This window comes from Paraburkholderia sp. Clong3 (assembly GCF_050436485.1).
GTDB classification, from domain to species: Bacteria; Pseudomonadota; Gammaproteobacteria; order Burkholderiales; family Burkholderiaceae; genus Paraburkholderia; species Paraburkholderia tuberum.
The window spans coordinates 1,080,831-1,098,585 of the sequence record NZ_JBNDMH010000002.1 but is presented as its reverse complement, the minus strand read 5'-3'; the positions used below and the strand labels follow the sequence as shown (position 1 = coordinate 1,098,585).

Sequence of the window (17,755 nt, the reverse complement as noted above, 5' to 3'; positions counted from 1 at the left end):
CCAGTCGGGCACAGCGGCACAGAATGACGACGGCAAGACCCCTTCGCCGGAGATGTCTCGCGCGCCGACTGCGCTGATCGCCGAGGACGAGCCGCCGATTGCGGCCGCGCTTCAGCGGGAGTTGGGGCGGGCATGGCCAGCATTGCAGATAGTCGCGACCGTCGGCAACGGCCGCGATGCCATCGAGCGTATCGGAGCATTGCAACCGGACGTCGCGTTCCTCGACATCTCTATGCCGGGCGCGACCGGTCTCGATGTTGCGCGCGCGTGCGCGAATCTCGCGACGCCGCCGCAGATCGTGTTCGTAACCGCGTACGACCAGTATGCGTTGGACGCCTTCGATGCCGCCGCCATCGACTATCTTCTGAAGCCTGTCGATGCCACGCGGCTCGCGCGCACAGTCGACAGGTTACGCACGCTGCTTGCGCGCGCGCCATCGGATGCGGCGCCCGGTGCGCATGTGCAGGCGGACCTGCAACGGCTCCTCGGTCAGCTGGAGCAGATCACGCGCAACGTTCAACTGCGCTCGCAGGACAGTGCACGCAGTGCGCCGCTACGCTATCTGCGCGCATCCAGCGGAAGCGACATCAGGATTGTGCCGGTGGACGAGGTGTTGTACTTTGAGGCTGCCGACAAATATGTTGTCGTCACGACGCGCACAGGCGAACTGCTGATTCGCACGAGCCTCAAGGAACTGTGTGCGCAACTGGACCCGGCGCGCTTCTGCCAGGTGCACCGAAGCACGGTGGTGAATGTCGACCAGGTGGAAAGCGCATCCGTCAGCACGTTAGGGAAAATGTCGCTCAAGCTGCGCGGCCACAGTGGCGAGGTTGCCGTGAGCAAACAATACGCGCACCTGTTCCGGCAGATGTGAGCCGGCAAGCATCGCCGGGGACACGTCGAACGCACAGTGACGGATCCGTTTCAGTAGCGGGAGTCAGTCGCGATGTACGGGCACAGTACGCGTCGCATTCGCCGGCGAACTGCGAACGCAGCAGTGCCTCTTCCGTGTTGATGTATGGTCCCCAAGCCGCCTTGATCGCTGAATCGTTCACGGGGCGGCCTGCGTTACAGCGACGCATCGCTCGGCTACCAGTTGGCTTCCGTCATTGCCGGCGGCCCTGCACCGCTGATTGCCACCGCGCTCTCCGCTTACTACCATTCGGGCTACGCAATCGCGCGCTATGTCCTCGCGTGCGCGGTGCACAGCTTGATCGCCGCTTCGCGACTGGGCGATTAAACGAACAAGGACATTTCGCGGGAACACGACGACCCGCGAGCGATGGGCGACGGCGGACATGCTACCCCGACTGCGTGATCGATCAGTGTGGCGCCGCAGGTCGGACACGGATCGGTCGAGCAGCGGCCTTGCCCCTTGCAGCGCCTGCAATTGGCGCAGGTCTGCGCGGTTTCATATGCTTGTCCACTTTTCCAACATCCGTCTTGTAGCTAGGCGTCTGCGCGGGCGGATCGTTGTCGGCCAGCGCTCTGCCCGTTGTCGGCCAATTTCTGCCGCTCGCCCGCCGCGCAGACCGGCCACTCGGACGGCTGGTCCACTCCGAAACCTGCCCGGTGTTGACGGCGGCGTAAATCCGCACATAAATGGCGGCACAAGGTTCACCAGGACCGTCAACAATGAAGCGCCGTTGACGGCCTCGGTCGGGGTGGCCGGTCCCAATCAGAATGGATCGCCGATGTCGTTGAGATTGGGATCCTCGGGAGGGGAATGCTGTTCGTGCAGCAGGTCATGCAGGGCGAGGTCATAGTGCATGCAGATCCGGGCACGCAGATCCCCGATGAGTTCGACGACGGCGAGCGCCTGTTCCGGCGACCAGTTGTCCGGTATCAGGAAGTCGAGCCCACGGGTGATGCCCGAAGGCAGGTGTGCCAGGCGCTTCATGATTTCTTCTCCGCACGCGCGCTACTGCGTCTGCTGGCGCGTTGCTCGGCCCTCTCGCGCGCTTCCTTGACCCGGTAGGACTCGCCCTCGATGGCAATGACTTCGGCGCGATGGACCAGCCGGTCAACGAGCGAGACGACACAGGCGGCGTTCGGGAACACCTCGTGCCATTCGGAGAACGGTCTGTTGGTTGTGACCACGGTACTTGCCGATCCGTACCTGCGGCTGACCAGTTCGAACAGCAGATCGGCGTGGCGGTTTGAGTACGAGAGGTAACCGACCTCATCAATCACCAGGACGTCAGGGGATGCATAGCGGCGCAGGCGTCGACGCAGCGCCGAATCGCTGTCCAGTGCGGCCAGTTCGCCGAGCATCTGACCGGCGGTAGTGAACAGCGCGGTGTGACCGTGCACGAGCGCCTGATAGGCGAGATTGAGCGCGAGGGTTGACTTGCCGACACCATTCGGGCCGATCAACACGACGTTGGCGGTATCCCTGACGAACCCGAGCGACATCAACTCTTCAACGGCAAGCCGGTCGCAGCGCGTGGGCCAGCTCCAGTCGAAGTCGCACAGCGGCTTGAAGTTGCCCAGGCGGGCATCGCGGATACGTCGCTCCAGTGATCGGCGGGCGCGCTCATCCTCTTCCCACTGCAACAGCGGCGCGACCCACTGTTCGGCGGGCCACATCGGTCCAATGCGCGAGCAGTCCGTACAGACGCAGGGCGTTCGCGCGCCCATGAAGGTTCTCAGGCGTGTTCATCGGCGCCTCCCGCAAGCTGGTCGTAGATGTCGAGCCGGTGTGGTGTCACCAGCGTGTCCTTGTTGCGCACGTGTTCGGGCAGGATGAGGGTGACTGGCGGCGGGGCCTGCCGTGCCTCGCGCCGGCGCTCAAGCGCCAGACGTACCGGATTGGGATGAGGCGCCGCGTCGCTGGCAAGGGTTTCCTCGATCGCGGCCTGCAGTTCGGCCGGGCCATAGCGGTCGAGCAGTCGCAGCAGGTGCGTGGTGATATTGCCCAGATTGCCGCCACGCTCAGCGGCGTGCAGCATCAGGGTCCGGCTGGCCGGCGCAGCCCGGGCCAGATGATCAAGACCGCGATGGTGACGGGCCTCGTGCTTCCTTGCGACGAGCGCATCGATGTGTGCGGCAATCTCGATCTGCGCGCCGCGATCGTAACTGCGTTCATGGGTGGCGAGCAGATCGGCGCCGTCGAGAATGCGTACGCGCCGGGGATCAGCTCGTACCGTGAGCGTGCGTCGCACATGGGTATACGGGATCGTATAGTCGTTCAGGTCGAAGCGCACGTAGGGCGTCTTGCCGACCTTCACGGCGAGAAGCAGCTCACACGGGTACGGATTCTCCGGCAACGTGAGCAGGCTGGGCTGTTCGCGCCCGAAGGCCTCGCGCACGGTGATCATGGGTTCTTCGCGGCAGGGCCGCTCAGCAGCGGGTCCCGCGCACCAGATTGCCGCCTGGGCGTTGAGATCGTCGAGGTCCGTGAATCTGCGAGCGGCAAAGAAGCTCTCGCGTACAAAGCGGATTGCCCGTTCAACGCGCCCCTTCTCGTTGCCCCGTGCGACAGCCACCGGACGAGGCTCATAACGATGATGCGCGGCGAACGCGAGCAATGTCGGGTGGAAGCGGATCGCATCGCCCTGACGCTCAAGCACGGCGCTACGCAGGTTATCGTAAAGCAGAACCCTGGGGACCCCGGACCATGCTTCGAAGGCGCCGGCATGTCCTGCCAGGAAACTGTCCATACGGGCATCGAGGAAGAAGCGCAGATAGATCTGCCGTGACCACGACAGCACCATCACGAAGGCCATCAGCGGTCGTCGTGCCCGACCGATCTGCAGGTGACCGAAGCTGGCCCAATCGACCTGCGCCTGTTCCCCGGGCAGCGTGCGCAGGCGCAGGTAAGCCTCAGGTACCGGGCGTGGCCGGTGCAGCGAGATCAGGTGCCGGAAGTGGTGGTGACTGCCCCGGTAGCCGCGCTCATACACCATCGCATACAGGCGACTGGCCGTGAGCGAGGGAAACTTCTTTAGCGTCTCGTGGATGAACGGCAGGTAAGCATCGATCTGTGAGGCTCGCTGCACGGCGCCAATCCTGGGCAGGCCGGCCTGGGCCAGCACGCGCTGGACGGTGCCGCGGTGCACGCGCAACTGGCGCGCGATGGTGCCGCAACGCCACTTCTCCACGTGGTAATAGCGCAGGATCTGCGCCTCGAGTTCAGCTCCAATGGTCATGGGTCGTTTCCTGTTCTGTCAGTAGTAGTACGAACATCACGGAAGACCCGACGGCGCAGTGGCCCGATGCGTACAAGGCCCGAACAGATGCGGCGACAGAAGCAGCAAGGCGTCGATCCGGGCGCGGCGACAGTGGATGTCGATGCGGTGGCCGTCGTCGTCGAAGTCAGTGGCAGTAGAGCATTGGCGACGGGTGTCGGGGAACGCTGATGCGTCACTTTATTGAGGCGCTGACGATAGCGACGCATCCGTTCGGCATGTGCAAAGCGGCCACGACGACTGAGTTGATAGCGTTGGCCAGCCTCGCGCAGGCGGGCGCGGCGCGAGGCCTGTGAGCAGTCGCCACCGCAGTAAATCTGGCCGCGATCGCAACGGCGGCACACGACGACCTGCGCCCGGCAGCGGGCGCACAGAAAGAGGCGGCCAGTGGCCGGCATCGGCAGTCCCCGTCAATGCCGAAGCGGAATCGACGAGGCGGATCAGCCGTGCCATACTGGCCCGGCACCCGTACCCCGTTGTGCGCGTGTGGGGCTCGACACTGGAATGAACTTGGCGGTTAGGACCGGTGTCGGGCCTGTTTCTTCGGCGGTCAGTTGTAGTCGTTCTTCTACCGCATCCCGATTCCCGCGTCATCCCCCTGCCGAACCGAACATCCCCGGTGCGTCTGCGCTCGCCCTACGGGCTCCCTCCGACGCACCCGAATGTGAGCCTCATGAAACGTCCCAGAGTCGCCGGGCTGAACAGCAATCGCGTCGCCCGGCTGTCCGACGCCGCCATCCAATGTCGGATTCCGACCGCCATTCACACCCGGTGCCCGGCGCAGGCATATCGGCCTTTTTAGGTCGTTGGTCGATCGACGCCCGTGCGGCAACTGAGCGATTGGAGAGCGGCTGTTCGTCGGGCGACTCGTGTGACTGTCGATCGGCTCAGCGCTTGATGGTCGATGCTATTGACGCTGCCGCGCCTTCTCCAAGGTCCCACCATACGCCTGCCATTACGGCGAGCGCTTCGCGAGCGACAGATGCGAGCAAGTGTTCGTTCGGCGCATGCTGCGAACAGGCGGGGTAGGAATGGGGAATCCATATGGTCGGCAAGCCAAGCGTTTCAGCGAATACAGCGTTAGGCACGGTTCCACCGAGATTAGGTATGAGGGCTGGACGCTTGCCACAGGTGCGCTCGATCGACGTCATCGCCCAGCTCACCCAAGGATGCGTAACGTCAAGTCTTGTTGCTTTCGTTACCGACGTTACCTTCACCTGCACGTCCATAATTCCGCACTTTGCGAGGCGATTCGAAAGGTGTTGCTCAGCGTTTTCCCAATCCGTTCCAATCACGAAACGCATCTGGCAATAAGCCTTGGCGGTCGGGGGAATAGCACCAACGGGTGCCTCAGGATTTCCGGCCGTGAATGCTAGAACTTCAATCGTATTCCACGCGAGAACCCGCTCCGCGATCGTTAGGTCCGGCTGCCCCCAAGTGGGGTCGATGGAAGGCGCACTACTGTCTTTGCCAATCTGAATATCGGCGATCGCATTGCGCACGGCGTCCGGTATCGGTGGAGGTAATAACTCAGTCACCAGCAGTCGTCCGTTGTTGTCGACGATCGACGATATCGCGCTCGCCAGCACAGTGGCGGGATTTCGAAGGACGCCACCCCAGTTTCCAGAATGGTGGCCACCTTCGCGCAAGGCCACAGTCAGCTCAAAGTTCAGTTCGCCCCGCGACCCAAGGAAGACGGTCGGTCGCTCGGCGGACACACGTGGGCCATCAGACGCAATGAACAAGTCGCCGGCGAGGGAGTGGCGTTCGGCCGAGCACAGCGCGTCGAGCCCTGGCGAATCGATTTCTTCACCTGTCTCGAAGATCATCTTCACGTTGTAGCGGAGCTTGCCTTTCCGGGCTTCGATAACTGCGGCAAGTGCGGCAAGGTTGACTGAATGCTGGCCCTTGTTGTCCGCGATCCCACGTCCATACCAGCGATCGCCTTCGACAACAATGCGCCACGGCTCCAGCCCAGAGCGCCATTGCGCGTCGTAGCCTCGGACAACGTCTCCGTGCGCGTAAGTGACTACGGTAGGCAGAGCGTCGCTTTCCCATCGCGAGGCAAGAAGCATGGGTGCATCGACATCGGAAGGATTGCGCACGCATCTCGTCTCGAATCCGAGCCGCTGAAGTACGGGGGCGATCTCTTCCGCCAGATACGACAGCAGCGCAGGTGCTCGGGCGGGATTTTGGCTTTCTGTCCGATAACCTACACGTCGTTCGAGGTCGCGCAGGAAGTCGCCGGAGTCGAAAATCTGCTCCGCCAGACTGATAGCGGCTTGCCGATCGCCTGTCTCGTTCATCTTGCCTTCTCACCTGGTTACAGTTGTGCGGACCGAGCGAGCTCACTGGCCAGCAAGCGCCACCCGAGCGACCTCTGCGAAGTAGCGAGCACCCGTGTCGAGAATGTCGTCGTTGAAATCGTAAGCAGCGTTGTGCAATGGAACATTGCCGCGCTGCGAAGCATCCCCGTTACCGATGAAGATGAAGTTGCCCGGCACGACCTGAAGGAACGCGCCAAAGTCCTCGAAAATCATCATCGGTTGTACGTTAGCGTCGACCTTTTCTGAACCGACAACGTTCGCAGCCGCGGTAACCGCTGTGTCCACGCACTCCGCGCTGTTCACGGTCGGGGAGAACTCATGCGTATAGCTAAAATCACACTCGATACCGTTCGTGCGACAGATACCATCGCTGATCTCACGCATCCGAGATTCAAGCAGGTGCTGAACCTCTGGAAGATAGCTGCGCGTGTCGCCCTTGATCGTCACTGTCGATGGAACCACATTGCGAAGTCCATCCGTTATGAACTCGGTGCAAGAGATTACGGCAGAAAGACTCGGGTCGAGATTTCGCGAGACGACCGTTTGAAAAGCCAGGACGATCTGAGAGGCGACCACGATCGGATCAACGCCCATATGGGGGCGCGCCGCGTGTGTGCCGCGTCCGCGAACGACGATCACGAAATTGTCCTCGCTCGCCATGATCCCGCCTCGGCGGGTCGCAAACCTGCCTGCAGGCATGCCCGGCATGTTGTGCGCGCCGAAGATCGCTTCGACCGGGAAACGCTCGAACAGTCCGTCCGCCATCATTGCTTTCGCACCGCGACCGTGTTCTTCGCCGGGTTGAAAGATGAACCGGACGGTGCCATCGAAGTCCTTCCTTTCCGCAAGCAGCCGCGCGGCCCCGAGAACCAAAGCCATGTGCCCGTCGTGGCCGCACGCATGCATTTTGCCCGGGGAGCAGGAAGCGTACGCGCGACCGGGAGCTTTCTCGGCGATCTCCAGTGCGTCCATGTCGGCACGCACCCCAATGGCTCGACGACTGTTGCCGACCTTCAGGTTCGCAACCAACCCCGTCCCGCCGATATTGCGATGCACTTCGAGGCCGAGCGCCGAAAGAACCCGTGCAACATAGTCGGACGTCCGGACTTCCTCGAAACCCGTCTCCGGGTTCTGATGGAGGTGATGTCGCCAGCTGCGCAAGCTTTCCTGCAATGGACGGTCCAGCGCGTGATCCAGTCCAACAGTCGTATTCATCATTGTCACCGTACCGCGCAGCCGTGCAGCCACTCCTGCTGCCGCGCCAGCACGGATTGAGCGGTCTCTCCAACGAGTTCGGCGTAGGTATTGGGTGCCGTGGCACCTTCCGTACTGATCACCAGCACCCGCGATTCAGACGTCAGGCCCACCGCACGAGCTTGCTCCGGGTTTTGCGCCAACACCGTCACACCGGCGAATCCCGCAGCGCCAGATTCGCCGACAACCAGCGGCGCATCCCTTTCAGTGCCTCGTGCCAGCGTTTGCATCGCCTTCACCGCGTCATCGTCTGAAATCGTCATGAAGTGGTCGACGCATGGTTGAAGAAACTTCCACGCGAGCGGGGATGCTTCACCACAAGCCAAACCCGCCATCACGGAGTCGACCGAGCCGGTTGCAGTCGTCGCGTACCCTTCGATTGCGCTCTGATAGAGGCAATCCGCCTGTTGAGGCTCAACCACGATGAAGGTTGGACGCTGAACACCGTAGTGCTCCCAGAGATAGGTCGCAATGCCAGCAGCGAGGCCCCCAACGCCGCCCTGAAGAAACACATGTGTAAGAGGGGCCTTCGACGGCGAGCTTTCGAGCTGCGCGATAACCTCGTCAGGAATGACGCCATAGCCTTGCATGACATCGCGCGGGATGACTTCGTAGCCTTCATAAGAAGTGTCCGACACGACATGCCAGCCGTTCGTCTGGGCGAGATGCGCTGCATGTTCCACTGATTCGTCGTAGTTGCCGGTGATCCGGATGATCTCAGCGTTGTATACGGCGATCGACTTTTCACGCTCAACGCTTACATTGGCGTGCAGCACGATCACGCAGCGGCACCCGATGGCTTGCGCCGCCGCCGCAAGGGACTTTCCGTGGTTACCATCGGTTGCACTGATCACAGTGAGACCTTCAAGCAGGCCGGAGTATCCGCCATTGATCAACAGTCGTGGATCGAACGTCGCTTCCGAACTCCACAGCCGAGCGATAAGGCGCATCAACGCCACGGGAGCGCCTAACGCCTTGAAACTGCCAAGAGGCGAACGTACCGACTCGTCTTTGAGACACAGTTGTGCAACGCCCAAAGCTTCTGCTGCGTCGGGAAGATCCCACAACGGCGTGACCGATCGGTTAATCTGATCCCAGTGTGAGAGCCAGATACCGCTTTCCTGCGCTGACTTGATATTCATCACTACGCGCAGGTCTTCCGGATAGCCGCTGCGGGACGCGTGGGGATTTTTGATCAGCATAACGACCTTTACTCCATGTGAGGTGCCCGAACAGGCACGCGATTCTTCCGTGACAACTAAAACAGCCTGAATGGCGAAAGTGAGTCAGTCACAATAATATTTCATCACCACAGCAATTACGTCTCTATTACCGGGGAGAAAATGCAAATTCTTATCGCCCTTTGCTCGAAATTCGTAGGCCGAAAAGCAAGCGAGCGGACCAATTTGCTCGATCCCACGAAGCGCGCGTTCACAGATAGAGGTTGGGCTCTATTTACCGAAGGTTCAAATGAGAGTCAACATGTCAGCAAACTCGGGGCCGTGACGTGCTTGCCTAGCTTTAAAATCGGCTGATCCGCTCAATGCGCAAAGAACGGCCGCGCCAGGCTTCGAGCCTGGCGCCGATTGGTTTTCATCGTTCGAAAAGAACGCGAGGCGAACGCGTCAATCGTTCTCCGCCTTCCTGCCTGACGACTACCGTCTCGCTCAGCGCGATCCCCGCCGCCGAGGTGTAGACGTGAAACACCATGCCCTCCTCGAGTTTCCAGTCAGCTATCGGAGTAAAGCAGCGGTGAAGATCGCTGGTCCGCTGGGTGGTGATCGGGGTCAAGCCGAGCGTGTATCCAGTGATGTTCTCGTAGGTTTCACGCAGGCCGGCTTCGATTACTCCCCGTCGAACAATGCTGTCTATCTCGGATGCAATCGCTCCCGGTCGCATTGCCGCGATCTGCCGATCCTGAATCTCGGCAAGCAACGCCGTTACGCGCTTCTGTTCAGAGCTGGCACCGCCCACAGCGACACAACGCATGATGCGAGCGGAGTAACCCCGCAGGCGCGGCAAAAGCTCGATATGAACCAGGTCTCCGGCTTTCAAAGGCCGTTCGGGCATGAATCCATGCAACGAATCCCAACCTGTAGCGACCGTGATCGGGCCAATGAATCCGTCGTCGAAACCGAGCTTATAGACTTGCGCTGCCGTTTCGGCAGCAACAATGCGAGGAAGTACACCCTCACCGATCGAAGAAACCGTGTGTTTCAGCGCCTCGTCGACAAGCGCGGAAGCTCGCCGCATCAGTGCGATTTCTTCTTCGGACTTGCAACGGCGCAGATCCCACAGTGAGCGGTTCAGATCGCAGATATCTGCGCGCGGAAGAAGCTCGCGCAGATCCCTCATCCGCGCAACGGTAAATGAGTGCGATTGAAAATCAACCGCCACACGCTCAAGTGCGAAATTCAGCGTTCGGGCAGTTCCAACCAAAAGCGGCAGTGGATCTTCCCAATCAAGAAAGCCAACAATGTGTTTGAACCAGCTCCGCTCCTTCGCGGGTGCCATGTCCAATTTTCTCACGAGCAAAACCGGCTCGCCGACAGCCGGAACTGCACACGCGCGCCAAAGGTTTTCGGTCGTCCAGTAGCCGGAAAGCCAGCCCATCATCTCCGGCTCGTCCAGAATTGCGACGTCGATCTGCCGCGCGCGAAGTTCTCGTTGAACTAATTCAAGTCGGTTGCGGTATTCGTCGATAGTGAAAGCAAGGTCCGTCATGGTTCGTCCTACGTCTAAATGCTTAATTGATGGCCCACATCTCTCGCGGGGCCCGAACGGTCAGGACGTCGGCAAAACCGTCCTCTGTAATGGTGATGTTCTCCTCGTGGACGATCATCTTGCCTGGCTCGTACTCCATACCAGGCTCGATGGTGATGACCATGCCAGGCTCCAACACTGCCTCGTCCGCCGCACTGTTTGACGGAGGCTCGGTGACCTGAAGGCCAAGTCCGTGACCGAGCCGTCCGACGTTGTTGCCGCGCATACCAGCCCCTTCGAGGACTTCCATCATCGCCTTCCAAAGATCCCGGACCTTTGTGCCGGCTCTCGCGGTGTTGATCCCAACTTCAGTTGCGACCCAGACTGCATCGTGAACTCGACGAGCATCGTCCGAGATTTTTCCGACGGCGTAGTTGCGATCGAAATCGCAAAAATATCCATCGATGGTCGCGCCGACGTCGATAATCAGCACATCGCCGTCCCTCAACTCACGCCGGCTTCCGCGTGCGATGATCTGATCGTATCCCCCGGGCCCCGATGCACACGCTACGTACGGAACTGTGTGAGCGCCTTCCAGGAGAATGTCCACCGTCAGATCCCGAGATACCTGCGCCTCAGTCACCCCCAGCTTCGCGATTTCCGGGACTGATGCGAAGGAGCGGCTGACGATCTGACAGGCTTGACGGATTTTCTCGATTTCGGCAGGTGACTTAATGTTGCGCACTTCCCAAATGCAAGGCGACCCGTCAACCGCCTCAGACGTCAACAAGTCGCGCAGCCGCAGAAAGTCGAGTACCGGCATACGCAAGGCGAACTCACGACCCAGCTCGAATCCAACCGTTCCGAAGCGGCGGGGCAGATCGTTCACGACGGACGCGAGAAGCGACACGCCCTCGTCTTCGGGCCGAGGCGAGGGCCACGTCTCCACGCTACCCGCTACGCACTGCTTCACGACAACTTCAGCAATGGACGGGACAATCGCGATGGTCGGGCCGCTGGCTGGAATAACGAGAAACCAGGGACGGGTGGGGCTTTCCCAGAACTGACTGTCCAGACCTGTGAAGTAACGAAAATTCGCAGGCGTCGTTAGCACCAGCGCATCCAGTTCCGCTTTACGCATAGACGTCTGCGTTCGTTCCAGGCGAGCATCGAACTCGCTTACCGGGAACGGCAAAGAGGTCATCATTTTTGTTCCTATCGAAGCTGAGGGGTCCGTTATCAAGCCGTTGCCGTGACGTGCTCGTGCTCTTCCCGGCATCCCTTCAAGAAGCGGGCCACGCGGGAATCACGCGGCATGGCTTGGTACTGCGCGGGCGTCATGTCGTGGGCGACGACGCCACCCTCCATGAAGAGAATGCGATCGGACACTTTCATTGCGAAGTCGATTTCGTGCGTGACGACGATCATTGTCATGCCTTCTCGAGCAAGGTCTTCGATGACACGCAAGACTTCACCAACCAATTCAGGATCAAGCGCCGACGTCGGCTCGTCGAACAGCACGATCGACGGCTCCATCGCCAACGCCCGCGCAATGGCAACTCGTTGCTGTTGGCCTCCGGAGAGTTGGTGCGGATACTTGTACGCATGCGCCCCCATGCCCACCTTGTTGAGCAACTTCAGACCGTGGCGCTCCAGCATCTCACCCTTGAGTCGGGAATGATATTGCGGGGCCAGGGTGACGTTCTCCAGGGCGGTGCGGTGAGGAAAGAGATTAAAGCTCTGGAACACCATGCCGATGTGCAGAATGCCTTTGTGATAAGCGGCACGCGACTGATGGGAGATTTGGTGATTTGAGAGGAAAGGCTTGGTGTTGAGTCTTACGTCACCGTCGTCGATCAATTCGAGTCCGTTGAGCGTTCGAATCAGCGACGTTTTGCCCGATCCGGACGGCCCGATGACAGAGATCACTTCGCCCGTCATCACCTTCAGATTGATGCCTTTCAGTACATGGTGGCTGCCGTAGTGTTTATGGATATTCACTGCCTCGATAGCGGGCGTTGGCTTGCGGTCGGGCACGACAATTGGAACGACCTTTTCGGCCACGGCTGCATCGCTGGTACGAACGTCTCCGCTTCGGCGCGTGAAATCGAGGTGTTTCTCGACATAACTGAGGAGATACCCGAAGACCGTTACGATGAGTACGTAATAGACCGCCACAGCGAGCATCGTTTCCAGAACTTTGAAGTTCTGGGTATACAAGCGCTCGCCGACGAGCAAGATTTCCTCAAGCGAGATAACAGACACCAACGACGTCAGCTTGACCATGCTGATGTACTCGTTGATGAGGGCCGGAAGGGCTACACGGAACGCCTGCGGCAGAACGACGAGCCGCTGGAGACCGAGATAGCCAATGCCAAGTGCTTTTCCGGCCTCAAGCTGACCCTTATGAACGCCCGCAAGGCCGCCCCGGTGGATCTCCGCTACGTATGCGGTTTCGCTGAGTGACATGGCTATCAGCCCAGCCCAAAACGCATTAGAAAGGAAGGAGCCGGTCCACGGAAAAATCTGCGGAAGGTTGTAGACAAAAATCAGCAGCACGAGCAAAGGCAGGCTGCGGAAAAACCAGACGTAGCTGCGACACGCCCATGAGACTGGTCGCCACGTGGACTGCTTCCCGAGAGCGAGCAGAAAGCCTGCGACGATGCTGATGAGCCATGAGGCCAGACTCAGTTTGATGACTAACCACACGGCACTCCAAAAGTCCGCGAAAGTTAGCAGCGAGAGAGCGTAGTGCCAGTCGAAAATCATGGGGTGTCTCCAACAATGTCAGCCGATTGCTGTTGAGGAACCTTGTTACTGTGCGGTTCCCATCGCCTTGGCGATTTCGGCCTCGGTCGGTGCAACAACGTTGTATTTCTTCAGAAGCGCCTGATATTCGCCCTTTGCCTTCATCTGAGCGATTGCAGACTCGATTTGAGACTTGAGTTCTTTGTTGCCTTTCTTCATCGCGAGCCCACATACGACGGGATCGAGCGGACTGTTCGACGTGAGCTTCAAACGGCCGCCGGACTTGTCGACGATGAGGCCCGCGATCGACACGTCTTCGTACTGTGCGTCGATGCCTTGCGAGAGGATGGCTTGAGCCGTCTCAGCGGATGTATCGTACTCGCGCACCTGAACGGCCGGTTTGCCTTGAGCAACGCAAGCCTTATCCGACGCGGCATTGATGTATTTGATCCATGCTGCGCCCTTGATCGAGCCGATTCGCTTTCCGCACAGATCGCCAACGGTCTTGGGGTTCAACCCACCCGTTGAGCTAACCATGAGGGAACCGCCGGTCATGAAGTACGGCACGAAGTCGACGACCTTGGTGCGCTCCGGCGTGACGTACAAGGCCGATGCAACGATGTCGTAACGCCCGCCCGTGACGCCCAAAATCAGATTCGCAAATCGCGTGTCGACAAACTTCGTCGTGTCGTTCATGTAAGAGGCGACCTTGCCAACAAACTCCGGATCAAAGCCGGCCGGTTTGCCGTGATCGAGATAGGTGTGAGGCGGTAGCGTCATGTCGCTGCCGACCGACAGCACGCCGGGAGTCAGCGTAGGCGCGGCGTTCGCGGCGCCGCATGCCAGGGCAGACGCTGCGGCAAAGGCAGCCAGTTTCAGAAAGCCTGCGGACGAACGATTCTTCATGCTGAGCTCCATGTGTGTCCCGTGGAAGAGCAAGCGCTGCCGTACACGTTGAACTGGAGCGAGGATTCGTCTTCAGCCAACCGGTGTGATATAACGCCTGATGAAGAAAGTTTATTTCGCCAGCCAATTTAAAAGTTATCTATTTTTGCCCGTAAAACGAGAAAATTTCTCATGCCTACTCGCCGACCTAGCTTGGAACTGGACGACTTCGATCTGAAGATCCTGGAGATCGTGCAGCGCAACAACCAGACTCCGCACCGAGAAATAGGCCAGCAGATCAATCTTTCAGTGCCGTCCGTCGCGCGGCGCCTGCAACGCTTGCGGGGTACGGGGGTGATTGCGTCGGATCGCAGTGTCTTAAACCCCGACGCTTTGGGCACACGGATCACGGTCATTGCGCACGTGTCCGCCGAGAATGAAGCCATCGAGTTGTTAGATGAGATGCGAGCCCGATTCGAAGCGTGCGAACAGGTCCAACAGTGCTACTACGTCACCGGCGACGTCGACTTCATCTTGATTCTTTGCTGTCGAGATATGGCTGAGTACACGGCTTTGACTCGCTCGTTGTTCTTCGCTGAAGGAAACGTCAAGAGCTTTCGTACCTTCGTTGCGATGGAGCGCGTCAAGATAACCCTCAATGTTCCGATCATGTAAGCGTCGCGGCCGAGCGAGCCAGTAAATCCAGCGATTCGTCCTGCCATCTGTCAACTACGTGGCAGCCCCGGCTTTACGCTAGTTGGACACGAGATACTCAGCTTATGGTCTGTGAGGGAAGGCCTGTACGCGCAACGATGGTTCTAGCGGGGTTCTGTCGCGCTAATGCGCTGGGGTAAAATTCAGCGAACGGAAATTGCAGACGCTCAAGATGACCAGGACGACAAAGACACCGCGTGAGACATTGCCGCCTGGGATCGCCAAGGTGCTGAAGCGACTGCACTACCCACTGGAGGTAATTTTGCTGTGCGTGCGGTGGTACGTGGCGTACTCGCTGAGTCTGCGCAATCTGGAAGAGATGATGGCGGAACGCGGTTTCGAGGTAGACCATTCGACGGTACACCGCTGGGTGATCAAACTCGTGCCCTTGTTCGAAAAAGCGTTTCGCCAACATAAGCGGCCGGTCGGCAAGAGCTGGAGGATGGACAAAACGTACATCAAGGTGCGCGGCCAGTGGAAGTACTTGTATCGTGCGGTGGATAAGGCCGGAAAGACCGTCGATTTCCTGCTGCGAGCCCATCGTGACAGGGCTGCCGCGCGTCGCTACTTCGAGAAATCCATCGATCAGAACGGCGAACCGGAGACCATCACCGTAGACAAAAGCGGTGCCAATCTGGCCGCACTGCAAGCCATCAACGCCGAACGGAAAACGCCCATCAAGGTGCGCCAGGTCAAATATCTGAACAACGTTGTCGAACAGGACCATCGCGCGATCAAACGTATCGTCAAACCCATGATGGGTTTCAAGGATTTTCGTTGCGCCCGCATCATCCTGTCGGGCATCGAACTGATGCATATGATCCGGAAGGGCCAGATGAAAGATGCTGGCGCAGAGCGGACCGCTGCCGAGCAATTCCATTCGCTCGTCATGTAAGAAGTCCTGACCATATCGGACTTGCTTATCCTTCCGCCTTTATCGCGACACAACCCCTGACAGTGCTTTTTCCCATTCTGTTCGCTGCGGCTGTGTTCACGCCGCAGCATCGGGTGATCCGTCAAACTGCTTGAAATCCGATTCAACTTGTGAGTGTCATGGTGAAATTGTCGCTATCTCCAACATCGAACATTCGCATGCCGATGATGCGCGATGCCGTGTCTCCAATCTGATAGCAGCGGTTGAAGGGAGCCGCATTTTCCGGCGCGTACACCGGGTAGGGTCCAGCCCAGACAACGCTTCGATCCGCATTCTCCGCGTAGTAGCACCAGTATCGATTGTTCACGTCATCGAGATCATTCGCGTATGGGACAGTGCTGCCGCCAGGCGCCATGTGGTACCAGCCGATAGCTTGCCAATTGCCACCTTCCCCGGAGCACACGTCCGGTGAATAAAACATGTATGACACCCAGAGATCCTGAGTCGTCGCATTGACGAACTTAAGCATGGGAGCCTCCCTTCGAATGGTCGCGTACGACAGGTTTGTACGCCTGCTTCTTGCTTGGCGCCGCCTGGAGCGCGTCGTATTCAGCGACGCTTTCAGTTCCCGACTTGTGAAGCAGAACACCTTCGGCCTCTTTTGTCTTTTGTCCCAAGGACACGCGCGCGTTGCCTGCTGGTAACTTCGGTGATGACATGGCCTGCATCTCCAATTGAATTGACCTAAGACGCTATTGCAAAGATCGACAATGCGGCGTTCCGAGGCGAAACTTGGTCGATATACGCGTCGCCGCAAGGCGCGAATCGACCGCGCTGCCGTGTCGGCAGCAACTCCGCAGGAGGCCTGATGGGTGCAATTCACAACCTGCCTTCGAAAACGACCTGGGCCGAACGTTTTTGAAAATGCGGTTTGTTTCTCTGAGCCCCTGCATTGATGGTCGAAAAGATATCAACCCGCCTAAAACGCCAGGCGCGCACGAAAATGGTGAATTGGACCTGTTCAGCGATACCGAATCGGACTCCGTGAGACGGTAGCCGCGAGAGGGCCGCAGCCATCAGAAACTGTATCCAGTCGGCCATCTTGGTCAACCGACTCTAGCCCAACTGCTACCGGTAGCGCCCACCGCCCGTCAGGAGTCCTTGATCTCCACATCGTGTGCCAAACCGCTCAGTTACATTCCCAGTGTTTGGCGGGCTAACGTTTCTTTTCCAAGTTGCAATCGCTTTTGCCAGGCTTCTTGCCTAGCTTGTTCTGTTCCATTTTACGACGCTGCGCTCCCATCTCTGAGTTTTGCGACTACGTCTTTCACGGCGTGAACCGGGTTCAGCCTTGCTGTACTCGCTTTTAGCCGCCTTTGATCCGGTGACCTGTTGCCAACCGTGGGAAGGATCGAATTTTTGCGCGTAACCACCGCTCAGTACTTCGAAGGCGCTTCGCGCGTGACCTTTCAGGTCCATGGCGGTCTGCGCATGTTGGTGCGCAAACCAGTTCGGGGTGACGAAATCAGTCACCAGGATGGTGCCGATCGAATAGCCATACTCGTCGTCTTCTACGGGGTCGCAGACTTCGCCCGCCCAGAATGTACCATTCGGGTCTTGATACGCACTGTTCAGCCACGGGTCGACCGCCATTTCACAAAGCTCGTGTGTAGCGCCCACGCTAACACTCGATCTAGCGGCCAGTATAGTTTTGACAAACACTTTCGAGATCGGCAATCCGTCGTCGGTCAAATCGTGATAAGCAAGTGCACCTGCTTGATCGCTGTCGTCGAGAAACACTAGCCACCAAGTTCCAGTGGGCGGCGCATTGCCCGTCGGAACCATGGTGAACGTTGCAGTGTCCACGCCCCATACCGGCCTGAGATCCTGGTTCCATTGTTGGGTAAACGCCGCCAACATGCTTTGGACGTCTGCGCTGGGATAAGTTGTAGATTCGTTGATAACCGAAATGTCTGGCATAAGTCACCTCGTGCAATTTGCTTCAGGTTGTACGTCGGAATGAGGGCTTCTGTCCATCCTCGATGTCGCTGCCTCGTCGG

The 17,755-nt window shown here is 59.0% G+C and carries 16 protein-coding genes and 2 pseudogenes; 6 read left to right on the top strand and 12 right to left on the bottom strand.

Annotation, left to right across the window (positions count from 1 at the left end; translation table 11 throughout):
• The first annotated feature begins 52 nt into the window (after nucleotides 1-52).
• The gene (locus OKW30_RS09315) at nucleotides 53-874 is read left to right on the top strand and encodes a LytR/AlgR family response regulator transcription factor (protein ID WP_260336706.1); all 822 of its coding nucleotides are present in this window, start codon (nucleotides 53-55) and stop codon (nucleotides 872-874) included.
• A gap of 137 nt (nucleotides 875-1,011) precedes the next feature.
• Nucleotides 1,012-1,318: pseudogene (locus tag OKW30_RS09310) on the top strand (MFS transporter); the annotation flags it as partial.
• A 360-nt stretch (nucleotides 1,319-1,678) separates the two neighbouring features.
• On the opposite strand, the gene OKW30_RS09305 reads toward OKW30_RS09310, so the two are convergent.
• The 3 genes and pseudogenes from OKW30_RS09305 to istA all read right to left on the bottom strand — a co-directional run bounded on the left by OKW30_RS09305 (nucleotide 1,679) and on the right by istA (nucleotide 4,151).
• The gene (locus tag OKW30_RS09305) at nucleotides 1,679-1,900 is read right to left on the bottom strand and encodes a hypothetical protein (protein WP_429345678.1); all 222 of its coding nucleotides are present in this window, start codon (nucleotides 1,898-1,900) and stop codon (nucleotides 1,679-1,681) included.
• Nucleotides 1,897-2,662: pseudogene (istB, locus tag OKW30_RS09300) on the bottom strand (IS21-like element helper ATPase IstB). Before istB ends, OKW30_RS09305 begins: the two are co-directional and overlap by 4 nt.
• Nucleotides 2,649-4,151 (bottom strand): IS21 family transposase, encoded by a 1,503-nt coding sequence (gene istA, locus OKW30_RS09295; protein ID WP_429345680.1) that lies wholly within the window; start codon nucleotides 4,149-4,151, stop codon nucleotides 2,649-2,651. The pseudogene istB and the gene istA overlap by 14 nt, the downstream one beginning before the upstream one ends.
• A gap of 66 nt (nucleotides 4,152-4,217) precedes the next feature.
• Here istA and OKW30_RS09290 point away from each other — a divergent pair, with 66 nt between their 5' ends.
• On the top strand, nucleotides 4,218-4,361 hold the full coding sequence (locus OKW30_RS09290) for a hypothetical protein (RefSeq protein ID WP_176133875.1): 144 nt from the start codon (nucleotides 4,218-4,220) through the stop codon (nucleotides 4,359-4,361).
• Nucleotides 4,361-4,486, top strand: coding sequence for a hypothetical protein (locus OKW30_RS09285; RefSeq protein WP_256211476.1), 126 nt, complete (start codon nucleotides 4,361-4,363; stop codon nucleotides 4,484-4,486). Before OKW30_RS09290 ends, OKW30_RS09285 begins: the two co-directional genes overlap by 1 nt.
• Nucleotides 4,487-5,077: 591 nt before the next feature.
• On the opposite strand, the gene OKW30_RS09280 is transcribed toward OKW30_RS09285, so the two are convergent.
• From OKW30_RS09280 to OKW30_RS09250, 7 genes are all read right to left on the bottom strand, one after another.
• Complete coding sequence (locus OKW30_RS09280) at nucleotides 5,078-6,496, bottom strand: M20 family metallopeptidase (RefSeq protein ID WP_184074118.1); 1,419 nt, start codon at nucleotides 6,494-6,496, stop codon at nucleotides 5,078-5,080.
• A gap of 42 nt (nucleotides 6,497-6,538) precedes the next feature.
• Nucleotides 6,539-7,732 (bottom strand): M20 aminoacylase family protein, encoded by a 1,194-nt coding sequence (locus OKW30_RS09275; protein ID WP_429346565.1) that lies wholly within the window; start codon nucleotides 7,730-7,732, stop codon nucleotides 6,539-6,541.
• Nucleotides 7,733-7,737: 5 nt separating this feature from the next.
• Nucleotides 7,738-8,973, bottom strand: a complete 1,236-nt coding sequence (locus OKW30_RS09270) for a diaminopropionate ammonia-lyase (RefSeq protein WP_184074121.1) — start codon at nucleotides 8,971-8,973, stop codon at nucleotides 7,738-7,740.
• 391 nt (nucleotides 8,974-9,364) lie between these two features.
• Nucleotides 9,365-10,495, bottom strand: coding sequence for a M24 family metallopeptidase (locus OKW30_RS09265; RefSeq protein WP_429346564.1), 1,131 nt, complete (start codon nucleotides 10,493-10,495; stop codon nucleotides 9,365-9,367).
• A 22-nt stretch (nucleotides 10,496-10,517) separates the two neighbouring features.
• Nucleotides 10,518-11,681, bottom strand: coding sequence for a M24 family metallopeptidase (locus OKW30_RS09260; RefSeq protein WP_184074125.1), 1,164 nt, complete (start codon nucleotides 11,679-11,681; stop codon nucleotides 10,518-10,520).
• A 32-nt stretch (nucleotides 11,682-11,713) separates the two neighbouring features.
• Nucleotides 11,714-13,243, bottom strand: a complete 1,530-nt coding sequence (locus tag OKW30_RS09255; RefSeq protein WP_184074127.1) for an amino acid ABC transporter permease/ATP-binding protein — start codon at nucleotides 13,241-13,243, stop codon at nucleotides 11,714-11,716.
• Between the two features lie 45 nt (nucleotides 13,244-13,288).
• Complete coding sequence (locus OKW30_RS09250) at nucleotides 13,289-14,128, bottom strand: transporter substrate-binding domain-containing protein (protein ID WP_184074129.1); 840 nt, start codon at nucleotides 14,126-14,128, stop codon at nucleotides 13,289-13,291.
• A 192-nt stretch (nucleotides 14,129-14,320) separates the two neighbouring features.
• Here OKW30_RS09250 and OKW30_RS09245 point away from each other — a divergent pair, with 192 nt between their 5' ends.
• Nucleotides 14,321-14,782: an Lrp/AsnC family transcriptional regulator gene (locus tag OKW30_RS09245; protein WP_311540552.1), complete on the top strand. Its 462-nt coding sequence runs from the start codon at nucleotides 14,321-14,323 to the stop codon at nucleotides 14,780-14,782.
• A 211-nt stretch (nucleotides 14,783-14,993) separates the two neighbouring features.
• The gene (locus tag OKW30_RS09240) at nucleotides 14,994-15,716 is read left to right on the top strand and encodes an IS6 family transposase (protein WP_429347740.1); all 723 of its coding nucleotides are present in this window, start codon (nucleotides 14,994-14,996) and stop codon (nucleotides 15,714-15,716) included.
• 142 nt (nucleotides 15,717-15,858) lie between these two features.
• Here the strand turns inward: OKW30_RS09240 and OKW30_RS09235 are convergent, their stop codons facing one another.
• The gene (locus OKW30_RS09235) at nucleotides 15,859-16,224 is read right to left on the bottom strand and encodes a hypothetical protein (protein WP_429346563.1); all 366 of its coding nucleotides are present in this window, start codon (nucleotides 16,222-16,224) and stop codon (nucleotides 15,859-15,861) included.
• A 734-nt stretch (nucleotides 16,225-16,958) separates the two neighbouring features.
• The gene (locus OKW30_RS09230; protein WP_260336703.1) at nucleotides 16,959-17,675 is read right to left on the bottom strand and encodes a hypothetical protein; all 717 of its coding nucleotides are present in this window, start codon (nucleotides 17,673-17,675) and stop codon (nucleotides 16,959-16,961) included.
• Nucleotides 17,676-17,755: the final 80 nt, after the last annotated feature.

Bases quoted from the DNA above. Each gene is read 5' to 3' on its own strand.
- OKW30_RS09315 (WP_260336706.1), top strand. From the start codon at position 53: ATGTCTCGCGCGCCGACTGCGCTGATCGCCGAGGACGAGCCGCCGATT.
- OKW30_RS09305 (WP_429345678.1), bottom strand. From the start codon at position 1,900: ATGAAGCGCCTGGCACACCTGCCTTCGGGCATCACCCGTGGGCTCGAC.
- istA (WP_429345680.1), bottom strand. From the start codon at position 4,151: ATGACCATTGGAGCTGAACTCGAGGCGCAGATCCTGCGCTATTACCAC.
- OKW30_RS09290 (WP_176133875.1), top strand. From the start codon at position 4,218: ATGCGTACAAGGCCCGAACAGATGCGGCGACAGAAGCAGCAAGGCGTC.
- OKW30_RS09285 (WP_256211476.1), top strand. From the start codon at position 4,361: ATGCGTCACTTTATTGAGGCGCTGACGATAGCGACGCATCCGTTCGGC.
- OKW30_RS09280 (WP_184074118.1), bottom strand. From the start codon at position 6,496: ATGAACGAGACAGGCGATCGGCAAGCCGCTATCAGTCTGGCGGAGCAG.
- OKW30_RS09275 (WP_429346565.1), bottom strand. From the start codon at position 7,732: ATGAATACGACTGTTGGACTGGATCACGCGCTGGACCGTCCATTGCAG.
- OKW30_RS09270 (WP_184074121.1), bottom strand. From the start codon at position 8,973: ATGCTGATCAAAAATCCCCACGCGTCCCGCAGCGGCTATCCGGAAGAC.
- OKW30_RS09265 (WP_429346564.1), bottom strand. From the start codon at position 10,495: ATGACGGACCTTGCTTTCACTATCGACGAATACCGCAACCGACTTGAA.
- OKW30_RS09260 (WP_184074125.1), bottom strand. From the start codon at position 11,681: ATGATGACCTCTTTGCCGTTCCCGGTAAGCGAGTTCGATGCTCGCCTG.
- OKW30_RS09255 (WP_184074127.1), bottom strand. From the start codon at position 13,243: ATGATTTTCGACTGGCACTACGCTCTCTCGCTGCTAACTTTCGCGGAC.
- OKW30_RS09250 (WP_184074129.1), bottom strand. From the start codon at position 14,128: ATGAAGAATCGTTCGTCCGCAGGCTTTCTGAAACTGGCTGCCTTTGCC.
- OKW30_RS09240 (WP_429347740.1), top strand. From the start codon at position 14,994: ATGACCAGGACGACAAAGACACCGCGTGAGACATTGCCGCCTGGGATC.
- OKW30_RS09235 (WP_429346563.1), bottom strand. From the start codon at position 16,224: ATGCTTAAGTTCGTCAATGCGACGACTCAGGATCTCTGGGTGTCATAC.
- OKW30_RS09230 (WP_260336703.1), bottom strand. From the start codon at position 17,675: ATGCCAGACATTTCGGTTATCAACGAATCTACAACTTATCCCAGCGCA.